This window comes from Rhodococcus (subgen. Prescottella) equi (assembly GCF_003013675.1).
GTDB lineage: Bacteria > Actinomycetota > Actinomycetes > Mycobacteriales > Mycobacteriaceae > Prescottella > Prescottella equi.
Map to the genome: position 1 here is coordinate 5,136,018 of NZ_CP027793.1, position 17,858 is coordinate 5,153,875.

Annotated in this window: 16 protein-coding genes; 6 read left to right on the forward strand and 10 right to left on the reverse strand. The window is 66.7% G+C overall.

Features of this window, described 5'->3' with window-relative positions; genetic code table 11:
• Window positions 1–84: 84 nt before the first annotated feature.
• The 7 genes from C7H75_RS23830 to rpsF all read right to left on the reverse strand — a co-directional run bounded on the left by C7H75_RS23830 (window position 85) and on the right by rpsF (window position 7,700).
• Window positions 85–816 (reverse strand): TnsA-like heteromeric transposase endonuclease subunit, encoded by a 732-nt coding sequence (locus C7H75_RS23830; RefSeq protein WP_106851936.1) that lies wholly within the window; start codon window positions 814–816, stop codon window positions 85–87.
• Between the two features lie 264 nt (window positions 817–1,080).
• Window positions 1,081–3,876 carry a DUF4365 domain-containing protein gene (locus C7H75_RS23835; protein ID WP_084969547.1) on the reverse strand — a complete coding sequence of 932 codons (2,796 nt, stop codon included), beginning with the start codon at window positions 3,874–3,876 and terminating at the stop codon, window positions 1,081–1,083.
• Window positions 3,877–4,131: 255 nt separating this feature from the next.
• Entirely contained in the window at window positions 4,132–5,520 is a 1,389-nt protein-coding gene (gene dnaB, locus C7H75_RS23840) for a replicative DNA helicase (protein ID WP_005516772.1), read from the reverse strand.
• 511 nt (window positions 5,521–6,031) lie between these two features.
• Window positions 6,032–6,487 (reverse strand): 50S ribosomal protein L9, encoded by a 456-nt coding sequence (rplI, locus tag C7H75_RS23845; RefSeq protein WP_005516770.1) that lies wholly within the window; start codon window positions 6,485–6,487, stop codon window positions 6,032–6,034.
• A 17-nt stretch (window positions 6,488–6,504) separates the two neighbouring features.
• The gene (rpsR, locus tag C7H75_RS23850) at window positions 6,505–6,747 is read right to left on the reverse strand and encodes a 30S ribosomal protein S18 (protein ID WP_005516769.1); all 243 of its coding nucleotides are present in this window, start codon (window positions 6,745–6,747) and stop codon (window positions 6,505–6,507) included.
• A 39-nt stretch (window positions 6,748–6,786) separates the two neighbouring features.
• On the reverse strand, window positions 6,787–7,320 hold the full coding sequence (locus tag C7H75_RS23855; RefSeq protein WP_005516768.1) for a single-stranded DNA-binding protein: 534 nt from the start codon (window positions 7,318–7,320) through the stop codon (window positions 6,787–6,789).
• A 92-nt stretch (window positions 7,321–7,412) separates the two neighbouring features.
• Window positions 7,413–7,700, reverse strand: a complete 288-nt coding sequence (gene rpsF, locus C7H75_RS23860; RefSeq protein ID WP_005516767.1) for a 30S ribosomal protein S6 — start codon at window positions 7,698–7,700, stop codon at window positions 7,413–7,415.
• Between the two features lie 184 nt (window positions 7,701–7,884).
• Between rpsF and C7H75_RS23865 the strand changes: the two genes are divergently transcribed.
• Together C7H75_RS23865 and C7H75_RS23870 are read left to right on the forward strand one after the other, a co-directional pair.
• On the forward strand, window positions 7,885–9,249 hold the full coding sequence (locus C7H75_RS23865) for a glycosyltransferase 87 family protein (RefSeq protein ID WP_106851937.1): 1,365 nt from the start codon (window positions 7,885–7,887) through the stop codon (window positions 9,247–9,249).
• Between the two features lie 47 nt (window positions 9,250–9,296).
• Window positions 9,297–9,725, forward strand: coding sequence for a DUF2752 domain-containing protein (locus C7H75_RS23870; protein ID WP_106851938.1), 429 nt, complete (start codon window positions 9,297–9,299; stop codon window positions 9,723–9,725).
• 19 nt (window positions 9,726–9,744) lie between these two features.
• Here the strand turns inward: C7H75_RS23870 and C7H75_RS23875 are convergent, their stop codons facing one another.
• From C7H75_RS23875 to C7H75_RS23890, 3 genes are all read right to left on the reverse strand, one after another.
• A complete protein-coding gene (locus tag C7H75_RS23875) occupies window positions 9,745–11,352 on the reverse strand; it encodes a glycosyltransferase family 87 protein (protein WP_106851939.1) in 1,608 nt (535 codons plus the stop codon).
• Window positions 11,353–11,375: 23 nt separating this feature from the next.
• Window positions 11,376–13,517, reverse strand: a complete 2,142-nt coding sequence (locus C7H75_RS23880; RefSeq protein ID WP_414477678.1) for a transglycosylase domain-containing protein — start codon at window positions 13,515–13,517, stop codon at window positions 11,376–11,378.
• Window positions 13,518–13,985: 468 nt separating this feature from the next.
• The gene (locus C7H75_RS23890) at window positions 13,986–14,405 is read right to left on the reverse strand and encodes a DUF5318 domain-containing protein (RefSeq protein WP_005516753.1); all 420 of its coding nucleotides are present in this window, start codon (window positions 14,403–14,405) and stop codon (window positions 13,986–13,988) included.
• A gap of 147 nt (window positions 14,406–14,552) precedes the next feature.
• On the opposite strand from C7H75_RS23890, the gene C7H75_RS23895 reads away from it, so the two are divergent.
• From C7H75_RS23895 to C7H75_RS23910, 4 genes are all read left to right on the forward strand, one after another.
• On the forward strand, window positions 14,553–15,437 hold the full coding sequence (locus C7H75_RS23895; RefSeq protein WP_233281823.1) for a DUF1707 SHOCT-like domain-containing protein: 885 nt from the start codon (window positions 14,553–14,555) through the stop codon (window positions 15,435–15,437).
• Between the two features lie 2 nt (window positions 15,438–15,439).
• On the forward strand, window positions 15,440–16,072 hold the full coding sequence (locus C7H75_RS23900) for a hypothetical protein (RefSeq protein ID WP_081206312.1): 633 nt from the start codon (window positions 15,440–15,442) through the stop codon (window positions 16,070–16,072).
• 61 nt (window positions 16,073–16,133) lie between these two features.
• Window positions 16,134–16,979, forward strand: a complete 846-nt coding sequence (locus C7H75_RS23905) for a DUF1707 SHOCT-like domain-containing protein (protein WP_106851941.1) — start codon at window positions 16,134–16,136, stop codon at window positions 16,977–16,979.
• Window positions 16,980–16,981: 2 nt separating this feature from the next.
• On the forward strand, window positions 16,982–17,782 hold the full coding sequence (locus C7H75_RS23910; protein ID WP_233281824.1) for a DUF1707 SHOCT-like domain-containing protein: 801 nt from the start codon (window positions 16,982–16,984) through the stop codon (window positions 17,780–17,782).
• The last annotated feature ends 76 nt before the right edge of the window (window positions 17,783–17,858 follow it).

Genomic DNA, 17,858 nt, shown 5'->3' on the forward strand with positions numbered 1-17,858 from the left:
GCATCCTGCTCGCATGCACTTCCGCAACGGTCCACAGGCGTCCATCCCGCTGGACGATGCTGCCGACGTGCAGGGATGCGGTGCTCAAGTGGATGCCTCCCCCAGTAGGAGGGCCGCCGCTGACAGGGGCTCATCCAGCGACGCGTGCAGGATGTGTCGCCACAGGAGATGGAAGACCGCTGGCCGAATTTCGCGCCAGTTACTCCTGTTCCCGAGCATTCTCTCAACTTCGGTAACCGTGTGACCGGGGCCTTCGCGAGCGACCGACGCAAGAAGTTCCTGCCGATGGTGAGGCCGGCGGAAACCCGCAAGAAACCGCACGTTCGCGAGGAGGACCGGATCGGCCCCCGTCCAGACCTCGTGCCGCCACCCGCAGGTGGCGAGGGCAGCGGTCACCCAGTCGAACGTCGACCGCACCCCCTCGTCAACCAGCGCCTCCGGAGTCTTCACGTTGACTACCGTCACCGTACGATCCGAATGCACCAGCAGGAAGTCCGGAATTTGACGGCGCACGACCACCGAATCATGTCGCTCTACGAGCTGAAATGGCTGCGCCACAATCTCTTCCACAGATGGATCGAAATCCGCGATCAAGAGCCTGGACAACTCGATCCGCGAGTCGTACTGAACATGCGCACGCATCGTCGACGACCAGTACCAGCCCGGAAAGCTTCGCTGCCCCGAATACCACGTCAGCGACCGAACGGGAACCAACCCGACCAGATGCTCGACGCAGACAGCCCGCAGTGGGACGGTGGAGAGCCCACCGACTTCGTTCCTGACTCGGACGAACGCGCCGTCCACATTGGTAGCCATGGATGTGCCTCGACACCTCCAGCCTGACACTCACCGAGCAGTATCGCCAACGCCCGAAGAACGGAGACGGCAGACGTAACAACTGGTCAATCGGATATTTGCCCTCAAGTTGGGTTTTGGCTGCCCAAAACTTGGCCGGCGGGGCGGTAGGAGCACGACACGTTTCCGCGACATCCTCCTCAATCGTCGGCCGCAGATTCGGACCCTCCGCTCTGCAGGCCTACGCAACCCGGAGAAGCGTCAATCAAGCCCGATTGTCAGAGATCAGAGCACCACAGGTGAGTGTCCGCGCGAGTTCGATCGGTACCGTCCGACCACTCGCCGGACCTCCGCGGAAGAATGCGAGTGGAGAATGCCCACCAGCTGGTCAGCCCCTGCGGACTGTACATCGGGGAGCGCAACTGCCACCATTCGCGCGACGAGCGTGCCCTCCCCAGAAAGCATTCTGATCACGAGTGGCATGAAGTGCTCGGGGCGGTCGCTGCGAACAGCCTGGTCTGCAACTCGGTTGGCGATCACTGCCCTCACCCACGGGTCGTCGTCCCGGGATAGTGCATACAGAGCCGACATGTCACCATTGCTGCGAGCAGCGACGATCTCAGCGGCGGCGGCTCGCTGGTTGCGATCGTCAGCCTCCATCAACGCCAACAATTCGTCTTCGGTGATCGCGTCGATGTCGACCGCTGCCAACGCGCTTGCGGCGCGTCCGCGCACATCCTCACGGCCGAAGATCGAGAGATCGCGGTCACCGGTCGTCATCAGTTCGCGAAGGGGATCAACAAGCTTGGTAGCAACGATATCCGGAACATCGTCACCGAATCGCCGGAGGTTCCGCAGTGTTCCGATCAGGTGGTTTACGAACGGGGCGCGCACCGACAACAATTCGATGAGCGGGTCCCACCGTGCCGCTCCTGGGTGGCTCACGTTCATCACAACCAATGTGCCCGCACAATCAAGGCCGCGGTGAGCACTCGATCCCCTTCGAAGAACATTGATCTGCTTGTCGATTGCCGCACCGAGATGACTCATCGTCGCGTGGACCGAATCCGAGTCGAGGTCTCGAAGATCACTGAAGGCATCCAAGGCCGCCAGATCGCCCTGGCGAATCCTCTCGCGCAGCGCTTCTCGTGCCTGGCTGTCACCTGCTGCCAGGACAGCATCGAGTACCTCGCGGAGTTCGAAATGATCAGCCTGCCCGCGTGACGCAAGCGCGACACGGTCGTCGACAGACCAAGCATCCTCGGGCACACGCTTGATCACCTTCGCCCAATCGTGTGCCCAACCCTGGTCGTCCTGCGGCGGCAACGAGACCACCCGATCGACAACTTCCAGCAGGGTTTCAGGCGTGACCACAGGTACCAACTCAGCGAGGGCGTCCGACAGGATTGAGTGGATATTGAACATTGGCCTGAATCGTGCGGCGAAGGCCGGCAGATCATCGCAGAAAGTGAGGATCCATCGTGCGGCAGCATCCGCGCTCTCGGGTTCGAGAACATCTGCAGCGGAGGTCAGCATCTGCAGGTCGGCGCGGATCGACGTCCTGGTCGCAGTATCAAAGTTGACACGTTGCGCAGCGCTCTGGACCGCCGTTGCGGGCCCGTGCCGCAGTACACGCCGAACCGACATTTCGATTGTCTTGCTGTCTCCCACAACGCGCAGATCGTTCAGGGCCTCGGAGATCGATCCCGGATCTGAAGAGAAGGTGAGCACGTGCCGCGCGAGGAGACCGAGCGAATGGCGCCACGACGTGTGGTCTGCGGACAGCCCCGAAAGCAATGTGGCAGCTCGTAAGCGCAGCCAGGTGTTTCGAACCCCGTTCGATGTGTCTGCGGCGCCATCTGCCCACGCCTTGAAATGGTCATCAAAATGACTCTGGAGTGCCGACCCGATCTCCTGGTTTCGCCACCACGACGCGATGGTGTCGCGCCCGCTGATGACCTCACCGAGGTCACTACCCCAGCCACTTGCGGTGAAGACGATGTCTGCCCCTGCGCCAGCAATTGCCATGGCAGTGGGGTCGTCGGGCGCCGTCGCGCGAAGGCGTTGCAGTTCGAAGGCAATCTCGCGTGACTGTTGGAGGTCGCCGAGTTCACTGAGACAGCGGGATTTGTGAAGCAGAAGCCAACAGTGATCGGTGGGATCACAATCGTCTCGAGAGAGTACGGAGTCGACGATCTGCAACCCGCCGGATGGATCGAACACCTCAACTTTCAGTGCACACAGGATGGCTGCGGCGGCGGCCCTTTCATGTGGTGCCGCCGCATCGTCGATCAGCATCTCGATCGACCCGATCTCGGCGCCATTGATCAGTACATCGTGGAGAGCTGCGTACAGCCGCCATCCCCAGTCATCAGAGGTTCTGCACTGCTCGATCTCCGGGGCCCCGGTGCGCGGTCCCACCCGACTCGGTGTGAGGTCGTCCACCCGCATCTTGATCAGCATCGCGATCGCCTCATCAGGTCTGAGCGATGTGATGGTCAGATTGGGATGCGGGGCGATCAAGCGTGGGGTCAGGAGCGCGTACCGGAGTCTCTCGGGTGGAAGTATGGATACCCCTCCGCCCCACGCACTTCCTTCCCACCTAGGACCCATACGTTGAGCGGTCGCGACCCTCAGCAGTTCCTCCGCGTGGTCCCGGGAAACAACAGACGACTTGGGAACGAAAATCTTCGCCCCTTTGCCGGTCGACACGACATTGCCTTTGGTGACGTGCACCCAGTAGGACTGATCATCAGTTTCGTCGTGCAGGATCAGCAGATGCGGGACAGTATGAGTTTGCCAGTAACGAAGATGGGCGGCATCGGGATCCCGGTACCACCACCCTTCGACTTCTCCCGACTCACTGACCTTTGGTTCCCGGAAGAAGGATTCCCCCGACTTGACCTGCGCGCCAATGAATGCGCCATGATCGAATCGACGTTCATCGCGTGCTTGAAGTAGGAGGTCCGTGCCCACCTCGCCTGCCGGGTTGGGCGCGACATGCCAACCCAACCGGGTGAACTTCAACGTCACCGACTGCTCGCCAATGTTCCCGGTCTGCTCGCTTTCGCTTCCCCGCACGCCCCTACTCCCTGCAGCAACATTCCTTCATGCTTGCGGAACAGCCAACCACGGTTTCCAGTCCGGGCGAGCCAATGGACAACCCTGCCCATCGGCGGCCCCAAAGCTCGAGGGATCGGCACTCGGTGCCACCCTGAGTCTGCCTCACGTTGCCGAAACGCGATCTAACGGAACATATAGATCGGATTTATCGCGAGTACAGAATTGATAAGTCCGGAATTCCGCATCTATCGGCGGAACCTACAGCGGCGGCAACTACCCCCGCGCCATGTCCACGAAGCGCGAGTAGTGCAGCTGGTGCGCGACGGTGATGGTGGCCGTCGGACCGCCACGGTGCTTGCCGAGGATGATGTCGGCCTCACCACCGCGCGGATCGTCCCGCTCGAAGGCGTCGGGGCGGTGCAGCAGCATCACCATGTCGGCGTCCTGCTCGAGCGAGCCGGACTCGCGGAGGTCGGAAACCTGGGGGCGCTTGTCCGTGCGCTGCTCGGGACCACGGTTGAGCTGACAGATCGCGATCACTGGAACCTCGAGTTCCTTCGCGAGCAGCTTGAGGCTTCGCGAGAACTCCGAGACTTCCTGCTGACGGGACTCGACCTTCTTGCCGGACGACATCAGCTGCAGGTAGTCGATCACGATCAGCCGGATGTTGTGCTTCTGCTTGAGCCGGCGGGCCTTCGCGCGGATCTCCATCATCGTCAGGTTGGGGGAGTCGTCGATGAACAGCGGGGCCTCGCTGATCTCACTCATCCGCCGCGCCAGGCGCGTCCAGTCGTCGTCGGTCATCTTGCCCGAACGCATGTCCGAGAGCTTGATCTTCGCCTCCGCCGACAGCAGACGCATCACGATCTCGGTCTTGCTCATTTCCAGCGAGAAGATGACGCTCGCCATGCCGTGCTTGATCGAGCACGACCGCATGAAATCCATGCCGATAGTGCTCTTGCCGACGCCCGGACGAGCCGCCACGATAATCATCTGACCTGCATGAAGACCGTTGGTGATCTCGTCGAGTTCGCTGAACCCGGTGGGCACGCCGAGGGAGATGCCGCCGCGGCTGGCGATGGAGTCGATCTCGTCCATCGTGGGCTGCAGCAGCTCCTCGAGCGGCATGAAGTCCTCGGTGGTGCGCCGCTCGGTGACCTCGAAGATCTCGGCCTGCGCACGGTCGACCACCTCGGCGACGTCCTGGCCGTCGGAGCCCGCGTAGCCGTACTGCACGATGCGGGTGCCGGCGTCGACGAGGCGACGCAGGATGGACTTCTCCGCGACGATCTCGGCGTAGTACGCGGCGTTCGCGGCGGTGGGGACGGTCTGGGTGAGGGTCACGAGGTAGGGGGCGCCGCCGATGCGGCGCAGTTCGCCGCGACGATCCAGTTCCGCGGACACCGTCACCGGGTCGGCGGGCTCGCCTCGGCTGTAGAGGTCGAGGATCGCGTCGTAGACGGATTGGTGTGCGGGCCGGTAGAAGTCGCCCGGGCGCAGCACCTCGAGGACGTCGGCGATCGCGTCCTTGCTCAGCAGCATGCCGCCGAGCACCGACTGCTCGGCGACCATGTCGTGCGGAGGTTGCCGGCCGAACTCCTCGCTGGGCTCCTCCGGGGGTCCCGGGTACTCGGAGTGGCCTCGATCATCTACAACCGCCAACGCGACCGTCCTTCCCCGCAACGAGCCCGCGACGCCTCCCGAACCGAGGTCCGGGCGGCGTCCTGCACTCTCTTTGTACTCGCGTCCCCCGACAAATCCCGGCCGCCCCGCGGGCGCCTCGAGAGACATGCTCGCAGCGACGTTAGGGGTCTCGAGGAGCCCACATCAAACCGGCCTGTGTACACAGTTGTGGATGAATTGGGGACGCGGAACTCTCGAGTGTTAACCGACTGGGGAAAACTGGGGACAACCTGTGGATCGATGAACATCACACTCAACAATTCGCAGGTAGATGACACTTTTCGATTTCACAACCCTGTGGATTGAAGTTCTCTCGGCGTGTCGGCCAAGTTGACAAGCCGGGCGTGTTGGGTAAACAAACGTCCAACGAGAGTATGACTCAGGTCATAGAAATGGCACCGGGTGGCGAATCTATCCACAAGCCGTCCCCAACAACGCGAAGGGCCCCGCGGACCAGGAGTCCGCGGGGCCCTTCGACCGAACGTGTCGACTAGGCGGCGACGACGTTCAGGTGGAACTTGGCAGCAACCTCGGGGTGCAGGTTGACCACGATCTGGTGCTTGCCGGTGGCCTTGATGTGGGCCTTCGGCAGCTCCAGGCTGCGCTTGTCGACGACCGGGCCGCCGGCAGCCTTGATGGCGCCTGCAACGTCGGCCGCGGTGACGGAACCGAACAGCTTGCCCGAGTCACCGGCGGTCTTCACCGACAGCGACACACCCTCGAGACCCTCGATGGCAGCCTTGAGCTCCTTGGCGTGGTCGAGGCCACGGACCGCGCGCGCTTCCTGCGCACGACGGATGCCCTCGACCTGCTTCTCGGCGCCACGGGTGGCGACGATGGCCAGGCCGCGGGGGAGCAGGTAGTTACGGCCGTAGCCGTCCTTGACCTCAACGGTGTCGCCGGGCGCACCGAGGTTTTCCACGTCAGCGGTGAGAATCAGCTTCATGTCGTCCCTCCCTTTCCTCAGCGAGCCGTCGAGACGTAAGGCAGCAGGGCAACCTCACGCGAGTTCTTCACGGCAACCGCGATGTCCCGCTGGTGCTGGACGCAGTTGCCGGTGACGCGGCGGGCGCGGATCTTGCCGCGGTCGCTGACGTACTTACGCAGCAGTGCCGTGTCCTTGTAATCGATCTGCGTGTTCTTTTCCTTGCAGAACGTGCAGACCTTCTTCTTCATAACCTTGTCGCGCAGCGGCGGCTTCGGCATGTCTATCTCCGTTTTCTGGATGTTCCGATCGGGTACGGATCAGAACGGCGGTTCGTCGTCCCCGCCGCGGGAGCCCCCGAAGGAGCCCGCCTGCGGCGCGCTGCCCCACGGATCTTCTCCGCCGGGACTGCTGTTGTAGTTGGACGCCGGACGTCCGCCGCCGGATCCGCCGGAAGAACCACCGAAGCCACCACCGCCACCGCCTCCGCGGTTGGCCTTGTTGACCTTGGCAGTGGCGTAACGGAGCGACGGGCCGATCTCGTCGACCTCGAGCTCCACGACAGTGCGCTTCTCGCCCTCACGGGTCTCGTACGACCGCTGCTTGAGCCGTCCGCTCACGATCACTCGCGAGCCACGGGTCAAGCTCTCCGCAACGTTCTCCGCAGCCTCACGCCAGATGTTGCAGCGCAAGAACAGCGCTTCGCCGTCCTTCCACTCGTTCGTCTGACGATCGAAGGTGCGGGGCGTGGACGCAACGGTGAAGTTCGCGACCGCGGCACCCGCCGGGGTGAAACGAAGCTCGGGATCAGCCGTCAGGTTTCCGATGACGGTGATTACGGTGTCGCCTGCCATGTGGTTCCTCCTGCTGTTTGTGGAGTTCCTGTTGGTCCAGAGCCTAGGTGCTGATACTGACGACCAGCGCCCGTCCCCGGATCAGACGGGAATCACTTGCCGTGGCGCAGGACCTTCGTACGAAGCACCGACTCGTTCAGACCCAGCTGACGGTCGAGCTCCTTGACGGTGGCCGGCTCGGCGGTGATGTCGACGACCGCGTAGATGCCTTCGGCGTTCTTCGCGATCTCGAACGCGAGACGACGCTTGCCCCAGACATCGACCTTGTCGACATTGCCGCCGTCCTTGCGGACGACATTCAGGAACGTATCCAGCGACGGGGCGACAGTGCGCTCGTCCAGGCTGGGGTCGAGGATGACCATCAATTCGTAATGACGCATAAGACCTCATCACCTCCTATGGACTGTGAAACGGCCACGGACTGTCCGTGGCAGGAGGGTCGTTGCGTCAGCAACCTTTGCAGGGTACACGAGTGCCCTTTGACCTGCGAAATTGACCTCGCAGTCGGATCCGGCCGGGGCTCGCCGGTCCCACGGGACCGCGGGATCGCCCTACGCTGGATCCATGCGGGCGACGGGGCACCTCCGGGCCGGAGCGACGACGATCACCGTTCTCACCGCATGCGTGCTCACCCTGTTGCTCGGTTACCTGGACAAGGCTCGCTGCATCGGTCCACCGTTCGGCGCCGACGGTCGCAGTCTGATCTTCGATCGGATCAAGGACTCCGACGTCTGCTACTCCGACGTCCAACTCCTGTGGCTCGGACGCGGCATCGACCAGCACCTGTTCCCCTACACCGGCGGCATCACGCCCGACGGCCTGCTCACCGGCGGCACCGTCGAATATCCGGTGCTCACCGGGTTGCTGATGTGGCTCGGGGCGATCGGCGCGCACACCGATGCCGAGTTCTTCCAGCACTCGGCGCTGCTGCTGGCGCCGTTCGGGCTGGCGACGGCGTGGATGCTCGGCCGGCTCACCGGACGCACCGCGCTGCTGTGGGCGGCCACCCCGCCGCTGTTGCTGTACGGATTCCACAACTGGGAACTGCCCGTCGTCGCGACGTCGGTCGCAGCGATCGCGGTGATGGCGACGGGCCGGTGGTCGGTGCGCACCCGCGGGGTGCTCGCGGCGGTGCTGTTGGGCGTGGGGTTCTGCCTCAAGCTCTATCCGGGCCTGTTCGTGCTGCCCCTCGCGCTGTACGTCCTCACCCGGAACCGGGCGCGCGCCGACCTCGACGTCCGCGGCGCCGCCGCCGTGGTCGGCGCCGCGGCGGCGACGGTGGCGGCGATCAACCTGCCGTTCGCGGTGCACGACTACACGGGCTGGCGCGCGTCCTTCTCGTTCCAGCAACTGCGCGAGGCCGACCTCACCAGCAACAGCATCTGGTACTGGGGCCTGCGTCCGCTGATGGGCGCCGGCGATCGGGGGAGCGCGTCGTACCACGCTCTCGTCGGCACGCTGTCCCCGTTGGCGCTCGCCGCCGGCTTCGCGCTCGCGTTGTGGCTGGGCTGGCGCCGGTACGGACGCGAGGGCGTCTACCCGTGGATCGGTGTCAGCGCGTCGATGCTGTGCGCGTTCGTCCTGCTGCACAAGGTGCACTCGCCGCAGTACACGCTGTGGCTGCTGCCGTTCCTGGTGCTGCTCCGGATCCCCTGGTCGCTGGTCGGCACGTACCTGGTCGCCGACGCCGTGCTCGGAATCGCGGTGTTCCGCTGGTTCGACGCCCTCGCAACCGACTCGGACGCGGAGGTCGCACGGTTCCTCGTCGAGTTGGGCGTGTGGAGTCAGGCCGCACTGCTGGTGGTGTTCTTCGTGCTGTTCACGCGGGTACCGTTGCGCCGCTACGCGGGCGGGACCCGGGCGCCCACGACACCGGCCGACCTCGTCCGGGAACGTCCGGTCACCGCGACGACGGCGCGCTCGCGGTGAACCGCGGCTCCGCGCCCCGCCGGCATCCTTGTGATGCACTGGATCCCGTGACCGTCCCGCCTGCGCATCAAGGGCTACGTCGCCTCGCCGCACCCGCGGCAGTGGCCGCCGCCGCGTTCGCGGTCTGCGGCTTCGTCGTCCGGGCGAACCCCACCGTGCCCGGTGGACCCATCCCGACCTGCCCCACGCAGGCGCTGCTGGGCCTCGACTGTCCGCTGTGCGGCAGCTCTCGAATGCTGTACGCGCTGCTGCACTTCGACGTTCCGGGCGCGCTGCGGTACAACGCCGTCGGGGTCGCCGCCGCGGTCGTGCTCGTGGCCGCATACGTAGTGTGGGTGTTCCGATCGCTGCGTGGGCGCCGCCGCGAGAGCACACGACGGCCCGGCTGGGTTCCCGTCGCCGTCGGTTCGACCCTCGCGGTGTGGTTCGTGGTCAGGAATCTTCCGTTCGAACCCTTCACCGGACTGCGGGTCTGAGCGGCCGGAAGGACACTCTCTACCTCGCGTGGACCGGTTCCTCGACCGGAGCCGGTGGCACCTTGGGCCGCAGCCACGCCGGCAGCCATCTCGGCGGCGCGTCCTCGGCCTGATCGAGGACGCCTCCCGCGGGGTCGTCGATGAATCCGAACCGCACGAGGTCGTCGGCCGGGCGGTAGATCTGCCGTAGGACCAGCACGCACAGCGCGACGACGGCCAGGTCACGCACGACGACGGCGCCGGTGAACCATTCCTCGGGCAGCCCCTTGTTGGAGACGCCCAGGTAGTACATCATTCGCGGCACCCACACGAGTGCGTCGATCGTCATCCAAGCCAAGAGGATCCGACGGTGCGGCAGGGCCAGGACGGCGAGTGGCACCAGCCACAACGAGTACTGCGGACTCCACACCTTGTTGGTGAGTAGGAAGCCGGCGACCAGCAGGAAGCACAGTTGCGCCACGCGCGGACGACGCGGCGCGGTGAGCGCGACGTACCCGATGCCGACACACACCGCGGCGAACAGCAGCAGCGTGACGGCGTTCAGCACGGACGGCGACTCACCCGGCGCGAGCGGTCCGTCGAATCCGGTCCATCCGGTGAACGACGCGATGACGTTGTAGATCGAGTCGGGATCGGCGCCGCGTTCGGAGTTGAGCCGGAAGAACTCGGCCCAACCACGCGGGAACAGCAGCGCGATCGGCAGATTCACCACCAGCCACGCGGCGGCCGCCGCGAGCGTCGCCCGCGTCCAGTCGCGCATCCGTCCGGACCGCAGACACAACACCAGCAGCGGGCCGAGCAGCATCAGCGGGAACAGTTTGGCGGCGCCGCCCAGCCCGAGCAGGATGCCCGCGAGCACCGGCCGTCTGCGCGCCCACGCCAGCAGGCCTCCCATCGCGAACGCCGTCGCGAGCGGGTCGAAGTTGGTGAACGCGTGCACGATCACCAGCGGCGAGCACGCGACGAGGGCCGCGTCCCACACCCGCCTGCCGGCCAACAGCGCGCTCGCCCACACCGTCACCAGCCACGCCATCGCCAGACCGAACGCGACGACGTTGAAGTAGATCGCCACCTGCAGGCCACCGGGCAACCACGGCGTCGCGTCCCACGCCTTCGCGACCACCATCGAGCCGTACTGGTACAGACCCGACAGCACCGGGTACTCCATGTACCGCTGCTGGATCGAGCCGTCGGATCTCGGTTCCTCCCACCACTTCTTGTAGGGGAACGCGCCCTCGTCGAGGTGCTCGGCACCGTACAGCGGGACGGTGTCGGAGTAACACATCGCGACGTACTGGCGGTTGCCGCTCCAGTCCAGCCCGAGAGCGCCGTCCGCGCCCACCGGGGCCTGCTGGATGCAGCCGGCCTTGGTGAACCAGCCGAGCGCGAGGAAGACGACGGCCAGCAGCAGGATCACCCTCATCGGGGTGAAGAAGCGGGTCCGGCCGATCAGCGCGTGCCGGCCCACAGGGCCGCCGATGGTCGATGCCAGCTTCGACGTCAGCGGATCCGTGTGGCCGGGGACGTCCCGCCAGTCGGCGGAACGACGATCGGCGGCGAGTGGTGCCGGAGACACCAACTCACCGCCGATCCTGTCTTCGGTGCTGCCCGCAGTAGTGTCGGCCACTCCGCGAGGCTACCGGGAATCCGCTACCCGGCGGGTACCGGCTGCGGCGCGGGCCGCTGCTGTCCCTGTGGAGCGTTGCCACCCGCGGCGGGCGGCTCCTGCTCCTCGGACGACGCGTCGGGGGACTGCGTCGGGGTGGGTTCCGTGGTCTGCCCCGGTCGGATCCCCGGGATCGGGATCGTCACGCCGGGCAGGATCTCCACGTTGCTCGTGGTGATCTCGAGCGGCGGCCGCGTCGTCGTGGTCTCCGAGGTGCTCGGGGGCGCCTGGGTCGTCGTCTTGGGCGCTGCCGGGGCCGAGTACGCGGGCACACCCGCGACACCGGCGATCGGCTTGGGCGTCGGGAACTTCTCGACGTCCGTGCCCTTGAGTGCGCCGTCCATCGTGGCCTTCCAGATGTCCGACGGCAGACCCGAGCCGTAGATCATGCCGCCGTAGCTGTTCACCAGCGGCAGACCCTGCTCGGTGCCCACCCACACGGCGGTCGACAGCGACGGGGTGTAGCCGACCATCCAGGCGTCCTTGTTGGCGCCGGTGTCACCGAGCTGCGCGGTGCCGGTCTTCGACGCCGACGGGCGTCCACCCGCCAGGCCGTGGCCGCGCGAGTACGCGGCGATCGGGGTCATCGCGGCAGTGGTGTTGTCGGCGACGGCGTCGTCGATGCGCTCCTCACCGGCCGGCGTGCCGCGGTCGAGCAGCACGGTGCCGTCGGCGGTGACGACCTTCTGCACGAAGTACGGCTGGTGGTACACACCCGACGCGGCCAGCGTCGCGTACGCGGACGCCATGTCGAGCGGCCGCGACTGGTACTGGCCCAGCACGATGCCGTTGTTGGGGCCGTTGCCGTCGGGCTCGGTGAGCGACTTGCCGACCCCGGGAATCTCCTCGGGGATGCCGGCCTTGTGCGCCATGTCGGCGATGGCCTGCGGACCGTTGTCCATCGACAGCATCTGTCGGTAGAAGCTCGTGTTGAGGGACCGCTTGAGCGCCTCGGCGATGGTGCACGTGCCGCAGGATTCGCCTTCGACGTTGCCGATCGAGATGCCGTTGACGGTGAGCGGGCCACTGTCGTACATCTGCGACAGCGGAATCCCCTGGTCCAGTGCGGCCGCGAGACCGAACACCTTGAACGACGATCCGGTCTGCAGGCCGGCCTGCGCGAAGTCGTAGCCGGAGCCGTCCTGGCCGCCGTAGTAGGCGCGCACGGCGCCGCTGCGCGGATCGACCGACACGACGGCGGTGCGCAACTCCTCGGGCTCGCCCTCCATGTAGGTCTCGACGGCGTCGATCGCGGCCTGCTGCGCCTTCGGATCGATCGTCGTGGTGATCTGCAGGCCCTCGGTGTTGAGGTCCTGCTCACTGATCCCCGACGCCGAGAGTTCCTGCAGCACCTGCTGCTTCACGAGACCCTCGGGGCCGCCGGCACCGCCGCCGTTGTCGACCTCGGCGGACGGAATGACCTGCGGGAACTGAGCTGCCGCACGATCGGCCGAGTTGAGTGTGCCGCTGCCGACCATGCCGTCGAGGACGTAGTTCCAGCGCGACTGCGCACCGGTCGGGTTGAACTCCGGATCGAGCCCCGACGGCTGCTGGATGACCGCAGCCAGCACGGCGCCCTCGGACACGGTCAGTTCCTCGACCGGCTTGCCGAAGTACGCCTTCGAGGCCGCCGCGATGCCGTACGCGCCACGACCGAAGTAGATCGTGTTCAGGTAGGCGGCCAGGATCTCGTCCTTGGACCACTGCTTGGCCATCTTCGACGAGATGACCAGTTCCTTCATCTTGCGAGTGAGCGACCGCTCCGAACCCACGAGCGCGTTCTTGACGTACTGCTGGGTGATCGTCGACCCGCCGCCTGCGCTGTCGCGGCCGAGCACGTTGTCGCGCGCCGCGCGGGCGAAGCCGGTGACCGAGAAGCCCGGGTTGGAGTAGAAGTCACGGTCCTCGGCGGCGAGCACGGCGTTGCGCACGTGGGCCGGGATCTGGTCGATCGTGACCTCGGTGCGGTTACCCTCCGGCGGCACGACGCGCGTGATCTCGGTGGTGCCGTCGGACGCCAGGATGGTCGCCACCTGATTCGTCTTCATGTCTCCGGGGCGTGGGACGTCCGCGAAGATGTACGCGACCATGAAGCCGAGGATCGGGACGATCAGCCCGACGGCCACCACCGCGGCGGTGACGCGTCGTGCGATCTTCCACTTGCTCGACTTGGTCTTCTTCGGCCCCTTGGGCGGCTGACCGCCCGAACCCCCACCCGACTTGCGGGCCGTCGGCGGCGGACCGACCGGCGGACGCCCACCGGGACCGCGGCCACCGCCGCCGCCCGTAGCCGGACGCGGACCACCCTGCGGAGGACGTCCACCCTGCGGGGGGCGTCCGCCCTGCGGCTGCCGCGGTGCTGCGGGGCGGCCCCCCGGCGGTGGGCCGGGGTTGCGGCGCGGCGCGGGGCCACCCACAGGTCGGCCGGGCTGCTGCCCGGCCGGTCGTCCACTCTGCTGCGGGCCGTTGGGACGTCTAGGTCCGTTGGCTCGACCCTGAGGGTTGTTGGGGGAACTCACGTACGAATCTCCAGTAATCGGGTGACTGTGGGCAGTCCTCGGTTGCGTCGGTCGGTGGGCACAGCTGTCGGATCCCTACTCGCTCGCGGTGCGGCGACGCGGGGACGAAGACCTCCGCGGCCGTTTCGGTGCAGGCACTGCACCGAGAACGTAGGACTGGACCAGGTGGTTCCAGCTGCATGTGCGGCACACCTCGACGACGTGAACCGAGAACTCCTCCTCGGTCGCGGCCAGACGAACCAGTTCCTCGGGTGTCCGTGCCGACCCCGACACCGGACCCAGCTTGTCGCCGAACACCCAAGATACGAGGGTCAACTCTTCTTTACGACAGATCGGGCACATCACCTCGCTACGGCGGCCGTGGAACTTGGCCGCACGCAGCAGGTACGGGCTCGCATCGCAGACCGCGCTGACGCCGGTCCGCCCCGAGTACACCTCGGACAGCAGGGACCGTCGCTGCAGCGCGTAATCCACGACCTGCCGCTGTATCCGCACGGAGACCAGAGTACGTGCGTCCACCGTCGGTGGGGTGGAGCGGGAGTGACCGCACGTGGGGACGAACACAAGGTCTTGACAGGCGCCGGACGGCGGGGGCGGGACGGCGTCGCCGCGTCCCTCGGGCCGTTACCTAAACTCATGACCATGTCCGGACAGGCTTCCGCACGCACACGCGCGCGCGACATCGATCGTGCGCAGACGTGTGGACTGCTCGACGCTGGATACAGCGAGGGCCAGCTGACAACCAGCGAGTACGACACCCGCACGGCCGCCGCGATGAAGGCGAAGACTCTGGGTGAACTCGACGCGCTGGTGTCCGATCTGCAGATCCCGGCGCACCTGTCCGAGGCGGTGGTCCGCGAGGCCCCCGGTTCCCGCCGCAAGCGCCGGGGTCCGGTGATCGCCGTGGCCGTCGCGGCGGTGGCCGTCGTGATCGGTCTCGTGGCCGTCGTCACACGCGGTGACGACGCGAGCCCGCAGACGGACCCCGTCCGCGAGGTCGTGGCCGCCGAACGACCGGCCGCGGCACCGGCACCCGCACCGATTCCGGGCGAGCCCGACGCGATCGTGATCGAGCCGATCGACACGACGACCGCCGAGGGGATCGAGGAGTTCCTCCAACAGTTCCAGATCAAGTTCGGCGACCAGATCGTCGACGAGCTGTATCTCAAGCAGCGCTACGCCACCTTCACCCGGATGCTGCCGGAGCAGCCGCATCGCGTCCAGCGTTGGGACTACTACCGCGGTTTCAATCCGAGTGGGTCGCCGTCCTCCCGTCCGTCCGACGCGTCGGTCGACCTCGCCGGACTCCGGATCGAAGGGCTCCGGAACCTGATCCGGGACGCACCGTCGACGTTGGGGCTGCCGGGCGGCCGGGTCGACAGCATCATCGTCAGGCCCAACCCGATCACCGACGAGCCCGAGATCCTGGTCTACGTCGAGGACCCCGGCCTGTTCTCCGGACACCTCTACGCGACGTTCGACGGGGTCGTCACCGACGTCTCCGCCCCGTCGCGCGCCGGCGGCTGACCGTGACCGCTCCTCGTGGCACGGCGACCGATTCGCCGCGGCAGCCGAACCGGCGCCTGATCGCGGTCGTCGCCGCGGCGGCCGTCGTCGTGGCCGGGCTACTCGTGGTGGTCGGGACCGGCCGGTGGGGCCACTCGGCGGGCACCGATCACACGGCGAGCTCCTCCGGCCCCGCGAAGCTGACCACCGCCGCCGGGCTCGTTCGACTGCTGGACGAGATCCAGCGAAAGTTCGGCGACTCCACGGTCGACGCGCTCGACATCTATCCCGAGTACGCGCTATTCAACCGTCCCGTGCCCGGAAAGCCCGGGATGTCGGTCTCCTATCAGTACGAGATGGACGACGGCGAAGCCCGCTTCACGGAGGCCGGCTCCCCGTCGCCGCGCAGCGGCAACGGCGTGCCGATCGATCTCGCCCCGCTGCGCCCGAACGTACCCACCGTGATCGGCCTGCTCTACGGCGCCGATCGCACGCTCGCCGTCGCCGACCCGACGTCGACGCACATCTCGATCGAACAGGACGAGCACGGGCCGACGGCCGAGATCTACCTGGGAAACGACGAGCAGGGTACGAGCGGCTTCCTGACGGTGGGCTTCGACGGTCAGGTCCGCGCCGTCCGCGGCGCCGACCGATAGACCGCTGGAACCCCGTGGACGCGGACACGCGACATTCCGACCGGTTCCCTATGATCACCGCGTGCCAGAGCGAGTCTCCGCCAGAAAGCGCGCCCGTGACATCGACCGTGCGCAGACCTGTGCGCTCCTCGACGCCGGGTACGGCGAGGGTCAGCTCGACCCCACCGAGTACCAGAACCGCACCACACAGGCCATGCAGGCGAAGACGCTCGGGGAACTCGCCTCTCTCGTCGCGGATCTGCAGATCCCTGCCCACCTCGTCGAAGCCGCACGCGAATCCACACCGACGCCACGCACTCCGATCGAGGGTCGCGCAGTAGCGGCTGTCGTCGTCGCGGTCCTGGCGATCGGCGCGACAGCGCTGTACACGAACCGGGGCGGCGACACCGCGCCGGAGACCGTGGCTGCGGCCGGAGCGGCGCCGATCCCGGCCGGCGAACCGGAGCCGATCACGGTGGAGGCGTACGACCCGGTATCCGCCGAGGGCATCCGTGACTTCCTGACTCGGTATCAGCAGAAGTTCGGCGATCTGCTGGTGGACGATGTGATCTTCTACCCGACCTACGCGTTCTTCACCAGGGCGCTTCCGGACCAGCCGCATCGGGCGCAGGACTGGAGCTTCCGGGGCGGCTTCTCGACATCGCGGGGACCGGACGGGCGCGAGCTCGGCACCGTCACCGTGGACCTCGCGACCCTCGACGTCGACCGTCTCGCCGAGGTGCTCGCTTCCGGGGCGGACCGGGTCGGGCTTCCGACCGCACACGTGGAACACGTCTTCGTACGCCCGGATCCGCCCGACGACGTCCTCGTCTCTGTCCTCTTCCAGGATCACGAGGAACGCACGGGCATGATCGACACACGGATGGACGGCACCGTCGTGGACGTCTCGCCGGCCGAGGGACGGTGACCGTGTCGAACCGGCTCCCCGGACGAACGCCGACGCGGATTCGTGCCCGCGACGTCGACCGCACCGCGGTGCGGGCGGCACTCGACGCCGCCTTCACCGACGGCCAACTGAGCGACGTCGAGCACCGGAGGCGAACGGAGGCGGCACAGTCGGCGCGCACGCTCGACGACCTCGACCGGCTCGTCGGCGACCTGCAGGCACCGCCGACCCTGAGCGGCACCACCGCGCCGACATCGATGTCGACGAGCACACGCTGGGCAGTCGCGCTGTCGGCCGCGGTCGTCGTGATCTGCGGCATCGTTGCGGTCACCTCGGATCGCGACGTCGTTCCGGCGTCGTCCGGGGCGTCGTCGGTGGAGCTGACCACGGCAGCCGGCTTCGGCCGGATGCTCGACGACATCGAACACCAGCTCGGCAGCGGGGAGGTCGACCGGCTGATCGTCTACCCGGAGTACGCGTCGATCTCTCGCGCGGTCGTCGGGGCCCCCGGCAGCGAGCAGTCGTACCGCTACGAGGACGGCCACCTCACCGACAACGGGCGCTCGCCCGGGCGTACTGCGGGTGTGCCCGTCGACCTCGCGGAGCTCCGCCCGAACGTCGCCCGGCTCATGGGTTTGCTGTACGGCGCCGACCGCACGCTGGGTGTGAGCGATCCGACCCAGGTGTATCTGATCGCGCAGCGCGACGACGACGACGGATCGATCGTGAGCGTCCATGTGACCGACGAGAACACCGGCGCACAGGGGTTCATGACGGTCGGTTTCGACGGTGAAGTGCGCAGCGTCTACCGGGCCGACCGGTAGGTCGTCCGGCGAGAATCTCGGATGACCGTGCGTCCGTATATATCGGTGCGATATAGTTGGCAATCGCATCTATCGG